14 protein-coding genes are annotated in these 12,555 nt (G+C 64.2%); 6 read left to right on the forward strand and 8 right to left on the reverse strand.

Annotation, left to right across the window (positions count from 1 at the left end):
* Positions 1–32: 32 nt before the first annotated feature.
* Positions 33–1,019 carry a LysR substrate-binding domain-containing protein gene (locus tag ML401_RS36145; RefSeq protein ID WP_285813233.1) on the reverse strand — a complete coding sequence of 329 codons (987 nt, stop codon included), beginning with the start codon at positions 1,017–1,019 and terminating at the stop codon, positions 33–35.
* 184 nt (positions 1,020–1,203) lie between these two features.
* Here ML401_RS36145 and ML401_RS36150 point away from each other — a divergent pair, with 184 nt between their 5' ends.
* The 6 genes from ML401_RS36150 to ML401_RS36175 are packed head-to-tail and all read left to right on the forward strand — an operon-like array spanning position 1,204 to position 5,866.
* Entirely contained in the window at positions 1,204–1,962 is a 759-nt protein-coding gene (locus ML401_RS36150; protein ID WP_285813234.1) for an SDR family oxidoreductase, read from the forward strand.
* 47 nt (positions 1,963–2,009) lie between these two features.
* Complete coding sequence (locus ML401_RS36155) at positions 2,010–2,471, forward strand: acetyl-CoA carboxylase biotin carboxyl carrier protein subunit (RefSeq protein ID WP_285813235.1); 462 nt, start codon at positions 2,010–2,012, stop codon at positions 2,469–2,471.
* Positions 2,471–3,826: an acetyl-CoA carboxylase biotin carboxylase subunit gene (accC, locus tag ML401_RS36160; protein WP_285813236.1), complete on the forward strand. Its 1,356-nt coding sequence runs from the start codon at positions 2,471–2,473 to the stop codon at positions 3,824–3,826. The genes ML401_RS36155 and accC overlap by 1 nt, the downstream gene beginning before the upstream one ends.
* Positions 3,823–4,485 carry a 5-oxoprolinase subunit PxpB gene (pxpB, locus tag ML401_RS36165; protein ID WP_285813237.1) on the forward strand — a complete coding sequence of 221 codons (663 nt, stop codon included), beginning with the start codon at positions 3,823–3,825 and terminating at the stop codon, positions 4,483–4,485. The genes accC and pxpB (ML401_RS36165) overlap by 4 nt, the downstream gene beginning before the upstream one ends.
* Positions 4,482–5,459 (forward strand): biotin-dependent carboxyltransferase family protein, encoded by a 978-nt coding sequence (locus ML401_RS36170; RefSeq protein WP_285813238.1) that lies wholly within the window; start codon positions 4,482–4,484, stop codon positions 5,457–5,459. The genes pxpB (ML401_RS36165) and ML401_RS36170 overlap by 4 nt, the downstream gene beginning before the upstream one ends.
* Positions 5,450–5,866 (forward strand): acetyl-CoA carboxylase biotin carboxyl carrier protein subunit, encoded by a 417-nt coding sequence (locus ML401_RS36175; protein WP_285813239.1) that lies wholly within the window; start codon positions 5,450–5,452, stop codon positions 5,864–5,866. Before ML401_RS36170 ends, ML401_RS36175 begins: the two co-directional genes overlap by 10 nt.
* Here the strand turns inward: ML401_RS36175 and ML401_RS36180 are convergent.
* The 7 genes from ML401_RS36180 to ML401_RS36210 all read right to left on the reverse strand — a co-directional run bounded on the left by ML401_RS36180 (position 5,859) and on the right by ML401_RS36210 (position 12,405).
* Entirely contained in the window at positions 5,859–6,626 is a 768-nt protein-coding gene (locus ML401_RS36180) for a LamB/YcsF family protein (RefSeq protein WP_285813240.1), read from the reverse strand. The two genes, ML401_RS36175 and ML401_RS36180, sit on opposite strands and share 8 nt — an antisense overlap.
* Before the next feature lie 41 nt (positions 6,627–6,667).
* Entirely contained in the window at positions 6,668–7,645 is a 978-nt protein-coding gene (locus tag ML401_RS36185) for a biotin-dependent carboxyltransferase family protein (protein WP_285813241.1), read from the reverse strand.
* Positions 7,642–8,370, reverse strand: a complete 729-nt coding sequence (gene pxpB / locus ML401_RS36190; protein ID WP_285813242.1) for a 5-oxoprolinase subunit PxpB — start codon at positions 8,368–8,370, stop codon at positions 7,642–7,644. Before pxpB (ML401_RS36190) ends, ML401_RS36185 begins: the two co-directional genes overlap by 4 nt.
* A 102-nt stretch (positions 8,371–8,472) precedes the next feature.
* On the reverse strand, positions 8,473–9,567 hold the full coding sequence (locus ML401_RS36195) for an ABC transporter ATP-binding protein (RefSeq protein ID WP_285813243.1): 1,095 nt from the start codon (positions 9,565–9,567) through the stop codon (positions 8,473–8,475).
* A 10-nt stretch (positions 9,568–9,577) separates the two neighbouring features.
* A complete protein-coding gene (locus ML401_RS36200) occupies positions 9,578–10,642 on the reverse strand; it encodes an extracellular solute-binding protein (RefSeq protein ID WP_285813244.1) in 1,065 nt (354 codons plus the stop codon).
* A 27-nt stretch (positions 10,643–10,669) separates the two neighbouring features.
* Entirely contained in the window at positions 10,670–11,473 is an 804-nt protein-coding gene (locus ML401_RS36205; RefSeq protein ID WP_285813245.1) for an ABC transporter permease, read from the reverse strand.
* Positions 11,473–12,405: an ABC transporter permease gene (locus tag ML401_RS36210; protein WP_285813246.1), complete on the reverse strand. Its 933-nt coding sequence runs from the start codon at positions 12,403–12,405 to the stop codon at positions 11,473–11,475. Before ML401_RS36210 ends, ML401_RS36205 begins: the two co-directional genes overlap by 1 nt.
* Positions 12,406–12,555: the final 150 nt, after the last annotated feature.

Here is a 12,555-nt window from a genome sequence, read left to right on the forward strand (position 1 = left end):
TTCAGATTTTAGGATTACCGCATCGTGTTTCGTTATGGCTCGTCCTTGCGCCCATCCAGAGGCAACGTTGCGCCGTCCGTGACGATGGCAGCCGAGCCGAGGGGGAGATCGAACGGCCCCCACGTCTTGACGATGATCTCGAGCAGGATCTTGTAGACAGCGAATGCCGCATCGGACAACGCAGCGTTATCGGAAATGCAAAGCGACATCTGCTGCGAAGCCGATGGCGCGTTGATCCGCCGAATGCAGAGTTCGTCGAGGTTCGGCAACTCCTTTGCGATCGAGATGGGCAACACTGCCGCCCCCACGCCGGCTGCAATCGCCAAAGAGAGGGTCGATTGGGAATGGATCTCGGCGACAATGCGCGGACGAAGTCCCACCTCGGCGCAGACCCGCTCGACCGTTTGTCGCAGGAAGGATTCCCGATAGGGAAGCAATAGGTCGAATTGCGCGACCTCGGCCGCCGAGACTTCCTCCGGAGGCATCTGATCCGGGTACATGCTGCGAGGCGAGACAAGGTAAAAGTACTCGCGCATCAGCGGCTTGTAATCGAGACCGGTCACCGGGCGTTCGCCGTAGAGGACAGCCATATCCATGCTCCCCTTCAGCATCATCTCGCTGAGCATGACCCCGGAGCTGTCGTAAATGTGCGGAACGATGCCGGGATAGCGTTGGCGTACCTGAATCAGCAGCGGTGTCGCTAGCAATGCCGCCGAGCTGAGCGGTGCCAGACCGATCGTGACGTTGCCGGTGAGCTCCGGCTTGTTGTCCAGAATCGTGCGCCTGGCCTCTTCGATCTGCCGCTGGATCGACTTGGCATAACGATAGAGGATTCGTCCGGCCTCGGTGGGCTTGACCCCGCGGGCGCTACGGTCGAGCAGCTTGCACTTGAAATCCGCCTCAAGGCTCGCAATGTGCTGGCTCAGGGCCGGCTGCGCGACATTCAGCACCTTCGCCGCGCTCGTCATGCTGCCGAGGTCCACGACCTTGATGAAGGCCTCCAAACGTTTCGTATCCAATACGGCGTCTCCGGATATCCAGTCAGGGAGCTGTGCAGCAGCAATAGGCTGAAGCTATGGGATCAGAAGGAATTGTTCTTACCACTGGGAACCTGGGGGGCCTATAGCTAGTGCTGAACTCGTCCGCCGCTCGCGTTGCAGCCGACGCCACCAGCGGGTCGGACGGTAGCAGAGGAGCCCGCGGATGGGATTTTTGGACTATCGGACGGCCCTGGTGACCGGCGCATCTTCTGGAATTGGGGCTGCGACGGTTCGCCGCCTGCGTGCGGAAGGGCTCGAAGTCTACGCCGTGGCTCGCGACGCCACTCGCCTGACCGCCCTGTCCACGGAAACCGGGTGCCGCCCCTGTGCCGTCGACATCAGCGACCTCGACGCGCTCGCGGCACTGACGAAGTCGGCCGAGTTCGACGTCCTGGTCAACAACGCCGGCCAGTCCCGGCGTGGTAACATCCTGGACACGACAGCTGAAGACGTCGACGCGCTGATCGACGTCAATCTGCGCGCAGTCCTGCATCTGACGCGACTGATCGTGCCTGGCATGGCGCATCGTGATCGAGGCCACGTCGTCAACATCTCCTCCATCGCCGGCCACTACGCGTTTGGTGGCGGAAACACCGTGTATCACGCCACCAAAGCGGGCATTCATTCGCTGTCCCAGCAGTTGCGGGTCGATCTCTACGGGACCAGGGTTCGCGTCACCGAGATATCGCCGGCCCGGGTCGAGACGGAGGTGTTCGGCCGGCTGCTCGGTGATCTGGCCGAAGCCAAGCGTCGCTTCTTCGACGACTACGATGCACTTCAGCCCGAGGACATCGCCAATTCGATCGCATTCGCCCTTGGATCGCCGGCGCGCATGAATGTCGCCTTCATGGAAGTCCTGCCGACCCAGCAAGTCGTCGGCGGCCTCAATTTTGCACAGAAGGGCCGGCCACCGGCCGAGTGACGCATGAACGCCCCGAACTCGAAAGGCCGTCAACGCGGAGCGTGACCGTGGACCTCTCCAAAATCGAACAACTCGTCGATCTCGTTACGCGCTCCGCCATCGCCGAGCTGGACCTCACGCAGGACGGCACCCGCATTCGCATCCTCAAGCGAGCGTCTGGAGCGCCTGCGGCCCCGGCCCAGCCTGCAAACGGAAGCGGCGCGCAGGCCCTTGCCGCTGCCCCCAACCATCGGGACAACCCTCCTTCCGGCGTCTCCGCCGACGTCGTCGTGCCCGCGCCGATGCATGGCGTGTTCTACCGGTCCGCGGCCCCGGACGAGCCGCCACTGGTCGAGGTCGGCGCGCGGATCGCGGCCGGGCAGAAGATATGCATCATCGAGGCGATGAAGACCTTCATCGACATCGCCGCCGAGGCGCCCGGTGTCGTGCTTGCGGTCCTCGCCCAGGACGGTGACGAGATCGCAGCGGGCCAGGCCCTGTTCCGGATCGGTCCTGCGGGTTCATCCTGATGTTCGACAAGGTCCTGATCGCCAATCGCGGCGAGATCGCTCTTCGTATCCAGCGCGCCTGCCGGGCGATGGGTCTCAAGACGGTCGTCATTCACTCGGAAGTGGACCGCGACGCACGCTATGTCGTGCTCGCCGATGAGGCCCTCTGTATCGGGCCGGCGCCGGCGAGCAGCACCTATCTCAACGTTGCGGCAATCCTGCTTGCAGCCGAAGTCAGCGGCGCCCAGGCGGTTCATCCGGGCTACGGATTCCTCTCGGAGAGTGCAGAGTTCGCCGATCGGGTTGCACGCGCCGGCCTCGCTTTCATCGGCCCTCCGGCGGATTGTATCCGGACCATGGGCGACAAGGTTGCCGCCAAGCGCGCGATGCGATTGGCGGGCGTGCCGTGCGTGCCGGGGCCGGACAGCGCCCTGCCGGATGATCCAGCCGAGGTTCGCGCGATCGCCCGGGACATCGGATACCCCGTCATCATCAAGGCGGCCGGTGGCGGCGGCGGGCGTGGCATGCGGATCGTGCGCAGCGAAGGCGCGCTCGATGAGGCGCTGGCGCTGACCCGCGCGGAAGCCAGCAAAGCCTTCAAGAACGCTGCGGTGTACATCGAGAAATTCCTGGAAAAGCCCCGCCATATCGAAATTCAGGTGCTGTGCGACCAGCACGACAATCATCTCTGGCTCGGCGACCGCGACTGCTCGCTCCAGCGCAGGAACCAGAAGGTGGTCGAGGAAGCCCCCGCGCCCGGCATCGATCGCGCGCTGATCGAACAAGTGGGCGCAAGCTGCGTCGAAGCCTGCCGCCGGATCGGCTATCGCGGCGCCGGCACGTTCGAATTCCTCTACGAGGACGGACGATTCTTCTTCATCGAGATGAACACGCGCGTCCAGGTCGAGCATCCCGTCACCGAGATGACGACGGGAATCGACATCGTCAAGGAGCAGATCCGCATCGCGCGGGGCGAGCTGCTCGGGATCGCGCAAGGCGACATCGCGCCTGTCGGCCACGCCGTCGAATTCCGCATCAATGCCGAAGATCCCGCAACCTTTGCGCCCTCGCCCGGCACTGTGACGCGCTGGGACGTACCGGGCGGCATCGGCATCCGCGTCGATTCCCACATTGTGGCGGGCGCCAGCATTCCCCGTCACTATGACTCGCTGGTCGGCAAGCTGATCGCCCACGGCAGCACCCGCGAGGAAGCGCTCGCGCGCGCGCGGGTCGCCTTGTCGGAACTGCGCGTCGAGGGCATCCGGACCAATGTGCCGCTGCATCAGGCGATCCTCGCCGACCCCGCCTTCTGTCGCGGCGGCTGCGACATCCATCATCTCGAGCACTGGATGCGCGCGAAGGGAGCCTCGCCATGACGATGCCGGACCGGCCGCGAATCAGCCCGCTCGGGACGTCGGCGCTGCTGTTCGAGGCACCCGGCGCGTTCGACCTGCCGCATCAGCGGCGGATCTGGGCGCTGGCCGCCAGCGCGTCGACATGGCCTGGAATCCGCGAGGCTATTCCCGGCATCACTAACCTGATGCTGACCTTCGAGACGCCGCCGCGCGAGCTAGAGAGCCTGATCGGCGCGCTCAATGACGGCTGGGACTCGGCGGAAGGTCTTGCGATCGGCGGCCGCGAGATCAGGCTGCCGGTCACCTATGGCGGCGAGATCGGATCGCAGCTGCAATCCGTCGCCGATCATTGCGGCTTGTCCGTCGACGACGTGGTCGCGATTCATGCTGCGCCGCTCTACACCGTGTTCGCGCTCGGCAGCCATCCCGGTTATTGCTATCTCGGCGGCATGGATCCCCGCATCAGCATTCCGCGCCGGCAGACGCCGCTGCAACGCTCCGCGGGCGGCTCGGTGTCGATCGGCGGATCGCAGACCGGCGTGTCCGCTTCACCCGGGCCGAGCGGCTGGCACGCTATCGGACATACGAGCTGGACGTTCTTCGATCCGTCCTGGCCAACGCCGGCCGCGCTCACACCGGGCGATACCATCCGCTTCGAGATCGAGCGGGTGATCCGGTGATCGAGATCCTGTCGGTCACGGGGCCCGCCAGCGTCCAGGATCTCGGGCGGTTCGACCAATATCGCTTCGGGGTCGGTACCTCGGGCGCGATGGATGACGTTGCGCTGCGCGCCGGCAACCTGCTGCTCGGCAACGACGAGAACGCAGCCGGCATCGAGATCCCGATGCTGCCATTTCGCCTACGGTTTGGCCGCGACATGGCTTTTGCGCTCACGGGCGCAGGCGTCGAGGCGGAGATCGCAGGACGTGCCATTCCCCCCTGGTGGCGCTTGCCAGCTCGCGCCGGAGATATGCTGACCCTCAGGTCGATGTCCCGCGGCGCACGAAGCTATCTGACCGTCGGCGGCGGCATCGAGGTGCCCATGGTGCTGGGCTCGCGCAGCACGCAGTTCCGCGGCGAATTCGGCGGCTGGCACGGACGGCCGCTGCAGGTAGGTGACGTCCTGCCCTGCGCCGCGTCGGCCGCCGCTATCGGTGAGCTCGGGATCGAGCCGGCCGAGATCACGCTGGCGCGGCCGAATGCTGTCGCGGGCGAGACGATCGTCAGGGTCGTGGTCGCCGGCGAATATGACGCATTCGACGCCGGCACGCAGGAGCTGTTCTGGTGCGGCAGCTGGAAGATCACGCCGCAGAGCAACCGGTATGGCTACCGCCTGCAAGGCCCCGCCGTGACGCCGAAAGCGCCGATCGAGAAACGCTCGCACGGCATCGTCCCCGGCGTCATCCAGATTCCGCCCAACGGCCAGCCCATCATCCAGATGCGCGACGCGCAGACGTCGGGCGGCTATCCGAAGATCGCGACGGTCATCCAGGCCGACCTGTGGCGGGTCGGGCAGGCCCGGCTCGGCGAGAAGCTGCGGTTCGAGCAAACCGCCTACACCGACGCAGTTGCAGCCGAGGCCGAGCTGTCCGCGTATCTCGACCGGCTGAGGGGCAATTTGCGCCTGCTCGAGGAGATCAGAATTTGCAGATAGAAACGAACGATATCGCGCGCCTCGCGCAGATCCTTGAACGGCATGGCATCGACGCGATCGAGATCGAGCAGCCGGGGCTGTCTCTCAAGCTCGTCGCGGACACGCGCGAGCGGGTCGCTGCGCCTCCCGGCGCTGGCGCCGCGGCCGTTCCGGCCACAGACACGTCCATCGTGGCGAAAGCCGATGTGGCCGGACAGTTCCTTGCAGCCCATCCCTGGCGTGACCAGCCGTTCGTCGCGCCCGGTCAGCGCATCGAGGCCGGCGCAATCGTCGGCCTGGTCAGGATCGGGCTCTTGTATGCGCCCGTTGTTGCACCAGCCGCCGGCACTGTCGAGGCCGTGGTCGCGCAGACTGGCGCCATGGTCGGCTATGGCACGCCGATCGCGCGCATCCGCCCGCTCAGTTGACTAATGCGGCTGCGGGCGCGACCTCGCCGCCGCCCTGTTCGATGACGCGGCGCACCGTGCCGGCAAGCTCGACCGATCCGGGTGTGTCGCTGTGGATTAGGATCGAGCGCGCCTCGACCTTCAGCGACTTGCCCTCGATCGTCTCCACAGTGCCGCTGTCCAGAAAGCGCTTGACGCGCTCTGCGACGGCTTGCCGCGAGGTGATGACCGAATTGGGACGCTTGCGGGACACCAGATGGCCTTTCTCGTCATAGGCGCGATCGGCCAAGAACAGCGTCAGGATGCGCAGGCCCACCTTGCGGGCGGCACGCACGATCTCGGCGTCGGGCTGCGAGAATACGATGAAATCGCGATTGATGGTCGCAATCGCCCGGGCAACGACATCCGCCATGTCAGGGTCGGCATCGACCATGTTGCCCATCGCGGCATGGAAGCTGACATGGGTGACGCGATGGCCCGCATTAGCCGCAATCGCCTGCAAGGCGCCGATCTGGTAAATCATGTGCTTCTCCAACTCGGCTGCGTCCATCTGGATCACGCGGCGGCCAAATCCGAGCAGGTCGGGCAGGCCCGGATGGGCGCCGACCTCGACGCCCTTTTGCTTGGCTAGGCGGACCATGCGATCCATGATGATGGGATCGCCGGCGTGGAAGCCGCACGCGACGTTGGCGGACGAGACGATCCCCATCAGCGCCTCGTCGTCGCAGATGCGATAATTGCCAAACCCCTCACCCATGTCGGAATTGATGCCAATTTTCATATTCGCACCCTGCTCCTGTTCCCGTTGACGTTCACGTTCAATCAAAGCGCCCGATAGAGAGCCGCGGTCGCACGCAATTTCGCCAGGTAGTCGTTGATGGGCGCCATCGCCGCAACCGCGTCCTGGTAGCTCACCTCCTGGAAAGCGATGGAGGATCCCGGCGTGGCCTGGCCGAGGCGCCAAAGGTCGGCCTGGATCACAGCCGCCAGCTTGGGGTAGCCGCCGGCAGTGTTGGCGTCGCTCATCTGGATGATCGGCTCGCCGCCGGGCGGCACCTGCACGACGCCCGCCACGACGCCGTGCGAACGCATCTCGACCGGCGCATCCAATGTCAGCTTGCCGCCAGTGAGACGATAGCCACCGCGGTCGCTCTGGGCGCTGATCTTCCATCGCGTCGACCAGAACGTAGCCTGCATCACCTTCGAGAACAGGTCATACTCGCCGGCCCGCATGACCCGTATCCGCAGCACACGATCAGGCGCGGGAGCGGCGGCTGCGATCGCAACATCCGGCGGCGCGACGCCGAAGTCGGAGCGGCCGGCGCCGCTGCGTGGTAGAGTCCCGATGGGCACGACGTCGCCGGCTTGCAAGGTGCGACCTTCGAGCCCGCCGAAGCCGCCGCGCAGATGCGTGCTGCGGGAGCCCAGCACGCGCGGAACGTCGATACCGCCGCCGAACGTCGCGTAGACCCGGGCGCCTCGCCGTGGCGCGGCGATCGCGAGAACATCGCCCGCCTTGGCCTGCATGCACCACCACGGCCGCATGGCTGATCCTGCCAATGTCGAGTCGTGATCGGCACCTGTCAGCGCAAATGCAGTCTCTGTGCGAAACCGCAGGCGGAACGGAAAGGTCTGGATCTCGATGCCCGCTGCGCCCTCGACATTGCCGAGCAGCGCATTACCGGCGGCGAGCGCGACGGGATCCATGACGCCCGACGTGCTCACGCCGAAACGACGCGCGCCTTGGCGACCGAGATCCTGGATGGAGTTGAAGGGGGGGCTGGTCAGGATCTCAATCATAGCTCGATCCTATCGATCCTAAATTTGACACGGTCGCCCGGAAGCATCAGGGAAGGCTGCTCTCCATGCGGATCGAACATGGCGACTGGCGCCCATCCGATCGCGTTCCATCCGTTCGGGCTTGTCAGCGCCGCCACCCCGGTCTGCATACCGCCGATCGTCACCGAACCTGCGCGCATGTTCAGTGACGGAACTGACTTGCGCGGCATGTGGATGCGCGGATCGAGACCGTAGAGATAGCCGAATCCCGGCGAGCTCGCGACCGCGCAAACGGTGTATTCGCCTTCGCTGTGAATCCTGATGACCTCGCGCTCGGACAGTCCAGCGCGCTTGGCAACCGCCGGCAAGTCGAAGCCGAGCTCGCCGCCATAGATCACGGGAATCTCGATGAGCTTGCCGTCGGCCTTGCGGCTGGGCACGCGATGCCACAGCTCGACGATCGAAGCGCTGAGCATGCCGATATCTGCCGGCGGCTGGTCGAACACGAGCATCAAGTTGGTGACGCCGACAACGGCTTCCTGGACGTTCGGCCAGGATGACACTGCATCGGCAAGTGCCCAGATACGTCCCTGCTGAACCAGGTCGAACTCACCCGGCGCCTCGACCAGCATCGCAAGCGTACCGATCAGGCTGATCTTCGGGCTTTCCTCGATCGTGCCGACAAAGGGAGCGCTGAGCTGATTGATCGACAAAAGGGCCTCGCTGGTCCACGCGCGTGGCGCCATCACCCCCAACTCTAGCCAAGCAGCCATGGGCGAACCAAGAGGATGTTCGTCTGTGGGTATAAGGGATGTCGATTGCCCGCAATGATGTGCTCGTCCCCGACCTCAGTGACGCGCAATGACGTGGTTGCTTGGCGAGTCCCAGCGCGCGACGACCTCCTCGCCGACCGCGTAGCGAAGTCCCGCCTGGTGCGACTGGTTCTGCTCGAATACGATGATCTGCCCGCCGCTCGGCGTCTTGAGATAGTAGTGGCTGACGAAGCCGCGATAGATCGCTTGGTCGACCCGCGCGGTCACGCTGTTTGCGCACTGCGCCACCGGGCTCTCGCCGACCCGCTCGACGACGATCGCCTCGGGCCTGATCGAGACCATCACGTCACTCGCCGACGGCGGTACCTGATCGAGCTGAAGACTGAGCTCCGGGGCGACGCGAACGACCGCTCCAGCTCCGTTACGCTGCTCGACGGGGCCCGCGAACAGATTGGACGCGCCGATGAACTGCGCGACGAATTTCGAGGCCGGACGCTGGTAGATCTCAGTCGCCGAGCCGACCTGCTCGAGCTTGCCGTCGCGCATCACCACGATCTTGTCCGCCATGGTCAGCGCTTCGTCCTGATCATGCGTCACCATGATGGTGGTGAGGCCGAGCCGGCGCTGAAGCGCGCGCAATTCGACCTGCATGCTCTCCCGAAGCCCCTTGTCAAGCGCCCCGAGGGGCTCGTCGAGCAGCAGCATGGCCGGCTCGATCACCAGGGCGCGCCCCAATGCGACGCGCTGCTGCTGGCCGCCGGAGAGCTGGGCCGGATAGCGCTTGCCGAAACTGGAAAGCTGGACGAGGCTGAGCGCTTCGCTCACCTTCCTGGCGGCATCGACCTTGGATATGCGACGCATCTCCAGGCCGAATGCGATGTTCTCCTCGACCGTCAGATGGGGAAACAGCGCGTAGTTCTGGAACAGCATGCCGACGTTGCGACGGTGCACGGGAACGTCGGTCATCCGCTTGTCGTTGACGAAGACGTCGCCGGATGTCGGGCGGATCAGTCCTGCGATCATGCGCAGGCAGGTGGTCTTACCGCATCCGCTCGGGCCGAGCAGCGCGACCATGTGTCCCGGCTCGATCGTGAGCGACACGTCATCGACCACGACGACGCGGTTGTATTCCTTGTTAAGGCGGTCAAGCCTGACTTCGGAAGATTTCATGGCAGCCTGCCTAGCTCGTGAACACCTGATTATAGCGTTCCAGCCAAGGACCCCGGCGCGGAACGATGAACTTCCAGTCCGGCGTGAACAGCCCGAGATCGGTCGCCTTGGTGTCGGGATAGGCCAGGAACTTGGCCGTCTCCGGCTTGAAAGCGATGCCGGCCACCGAGGGCGCGCTGAGGGTCTGCTCCGACAGCATCCTGGCGACCGATGGCTCCAGAATGCGGTTGATCAGCGCACAGGCGAGCTCGGGCTCCGGCGCGTTCTTGACCAGCGTCATGCTGTTGATGCCGGTGAAAGCGCCTTCTTTGGGGAAGGTCATGTCGATCGGCATGCCCTTAGCCGTGTGCGGATAGATCGCCTTCGAATACTCGATGCCGCCGATCGTCGCCTGGCCCTGCGCCACCTGGAGCACCTGCGCTTCGCTGTCGTAGATCGTCAGCACGTTGGGCTTGAGAGAGGCGAGCTTGTCCCAGCCACTGTCGACCAGGTATTGCGCCTCCTTCAGCGGCTTGCCCGTCGTCAGTGCCGTCGCGACGATGAGCATCAGCACGCTCTGGGTGTTTTTGGGCGTGTTCAGCAGGATCTGCTTGCGATACTTCGCGTCGAAAATCTGCTCGTAGCTCTCGAGCGGCTTCGTCACCTGTGGATTGATGAACATGGCCGCACTGGAGATCGAGAAGCCGACGCCGTAGCCGTCCTCGAACAGATAGCGCTTGTAGACCTTCTCGAGGTTCGGAATCTTGGCCGGATCGAGCTTATCGATCAGCTCCTCCTGCTTGGCCTGGGGGATGCCGACGTCATCCATCATCATCATGCTGAAACGCGGCGTGTCGCGGGTCGCGCGGAGAGCTGCGATGTTGGATAGCGTGGCGCCCTCGATCGTGAAAACGCGGCACTTGTACTCGGCCTCGAATTTCGGAATGACCTCCTTCTGGATCAGCTTGCCCAGCGCGGAGTTGTAGACACCGACATGCAGCTGCTTGGCGTCCTGCGCCCACGACCGCCTGATGATCGTCGGGAAGGCAATTGCGGATGCACCGGCTTTTACGAAAGTCCTACGTGTCAGCTTCATGAGTCCATCTCCATCTACCAATGCACATCAGGCGGCCAGCGCGCGGCGCAGTCCGACCAGCTTCTCGAGCACCAGCACACCGACCATTGCCATCAGAATGATAATCGTCGACATCGCCGGCACGGAAGGATCAAAGACATTGACCAGCTGCCGCATCAGGACGAGCGGAACGGGCGAATATTCGGAGTTCGCGAGCCACATCGTGACCGGATAATTGTCGAACGACACCATGAATGCGAACAGCCCGCCGGCAGCGACGCCGGAGGCAATTTGCGGCAGCGTCACGCGCCAGAAGGTCCGCAGACGGTTGGCGCCGAGCGTGCGCGCGGCATCCTCCAGGTTCTCGTCGACGAGCTGGAGGCTGGTGACGACCGTGCGGATGACGTAGGGCGAGGTCACGACCACATGCCCGATCAACAGATTGAGCCGCGCGTCCTGCGAGCCGAGCTTGGTCAGGACCTGGAGCAGCGCGAGGCCGGTGACCAGCGCCGGGAAAATCAGCGGCGAGAGCAAGAAGCCCTTGATGGCCGCCAGTCCGAAGAACCTGCCGCGCACCAGCGCAAAGGCCGCCGGCACGCCGAGCAGGAGCGAACCCGCCGTGGTGCCGAGCGCGAGCAGGATGCTCAGCCTCATCGCCTCCAGGAAGTCGCGGTCCTGGAGAACCTTGGCATACCATTTCAGTGTGAAGCCCTGCGGGGGAAACGTAACGAAATAGGAATCGGAGACCGACGCCGCCATGACCAGAAGGAGAGGCGCCAGAATGAACAGCATCATGCCTGCGGTGATAGTGTAGAGGATGCAGGCCCCGAAGCCGGAAAAGCGCTCGTCCATCACTCGCTCCTCCTGAGACGCCGGCCTTCCAGGAGCCACATCGAGACGCCGTTCACGGCAAGAACCAAACCGACGAGAACAACGGCGATTGCCGCGCCGAACGGCCAGTCGTAGACCACGAAGATCTGTTGCTCGATCAGATTGCCGAGCATAACCGCCGAGGCCCCGCCCAGGATCGCGGGGATGACGAAGGAGCCGGCGGTGAGCGAGAAGACCAGGGTGAAACCCGCCACGAAGCCGGGCATGCTCAACGGCAACGTGACCCGGAGAAACACTTTCCACCACGGCGCCCCCAGCATGCGGGCTGCGTCCTCGAGGTTGGGATCGATCTTGCCGAGCGCAGATGCGAGCGGCAGAACCATCATGGGGAAGAACACGTGCAGCGACCCGATCACGACGGCCGCCTCGGTGTAGAGGACAGATATCGGGGCATCCACGATGTGCAGCGTCATCAGGATCCAGTTCAGCATGCCCTTCGGGCCGTTCTGGAGCACCAGCTGCCAGCCGTAGCCGCGAACGACGACACTGACGATCAGGGGCGCAATCACGATCAGGGTAATGATGCGGGTGACCGTCGGCCGGCTCTTGACCATTACCAGCGCGACCGGATAGGCGAGTACTGTCGCCAGTGCCGAGGTGATGACGCTGATCCGTAACGTCGTCCATAGCACGCGCGCATAGAGCTCGACGTTGATTAGGCGGGCGTAGTGCGCGAGCGTGAACGGGCGGCCGATGATGCCGCGGCTGTCTTGCGTCTGGATGCTCGAGAGCAGCAGCCCCAGCGCCGGATAGAAGAAGAAATAGGTTAGGAAGGCCAGCATCGGCAAGGCAAGAACCCCGACTGGCAAGGCCAGCCGCCAGCGCGATCTCTCCCGGGCGACCGGTGGCGCTTCAACAGTCAAAACCGCCACCGCATCGTCGCTGGTGCTCATCGCTGGCCGTCCTCGACTGCGCGATACCAAAGCCCACCCCTCTTTAGAACGAAGCTTATGCGTTGGCATTCTACAGGACCAAGAACATCTTCGTTTAGGGGCATCAGGAACGATTATGACAACTGTTTCGGCAGAGTGCTCCGATCTTGA

Origin of the sequence: Bradyrhizobium sp. 62B (assembly GCF_030272265.2) — a bacterium.
GTDB lineage: Bacteria > Pseudomonadota > Alphaproteobacteria > Rhizobiales > Xanthobacteraceae > Bradyrhizobium.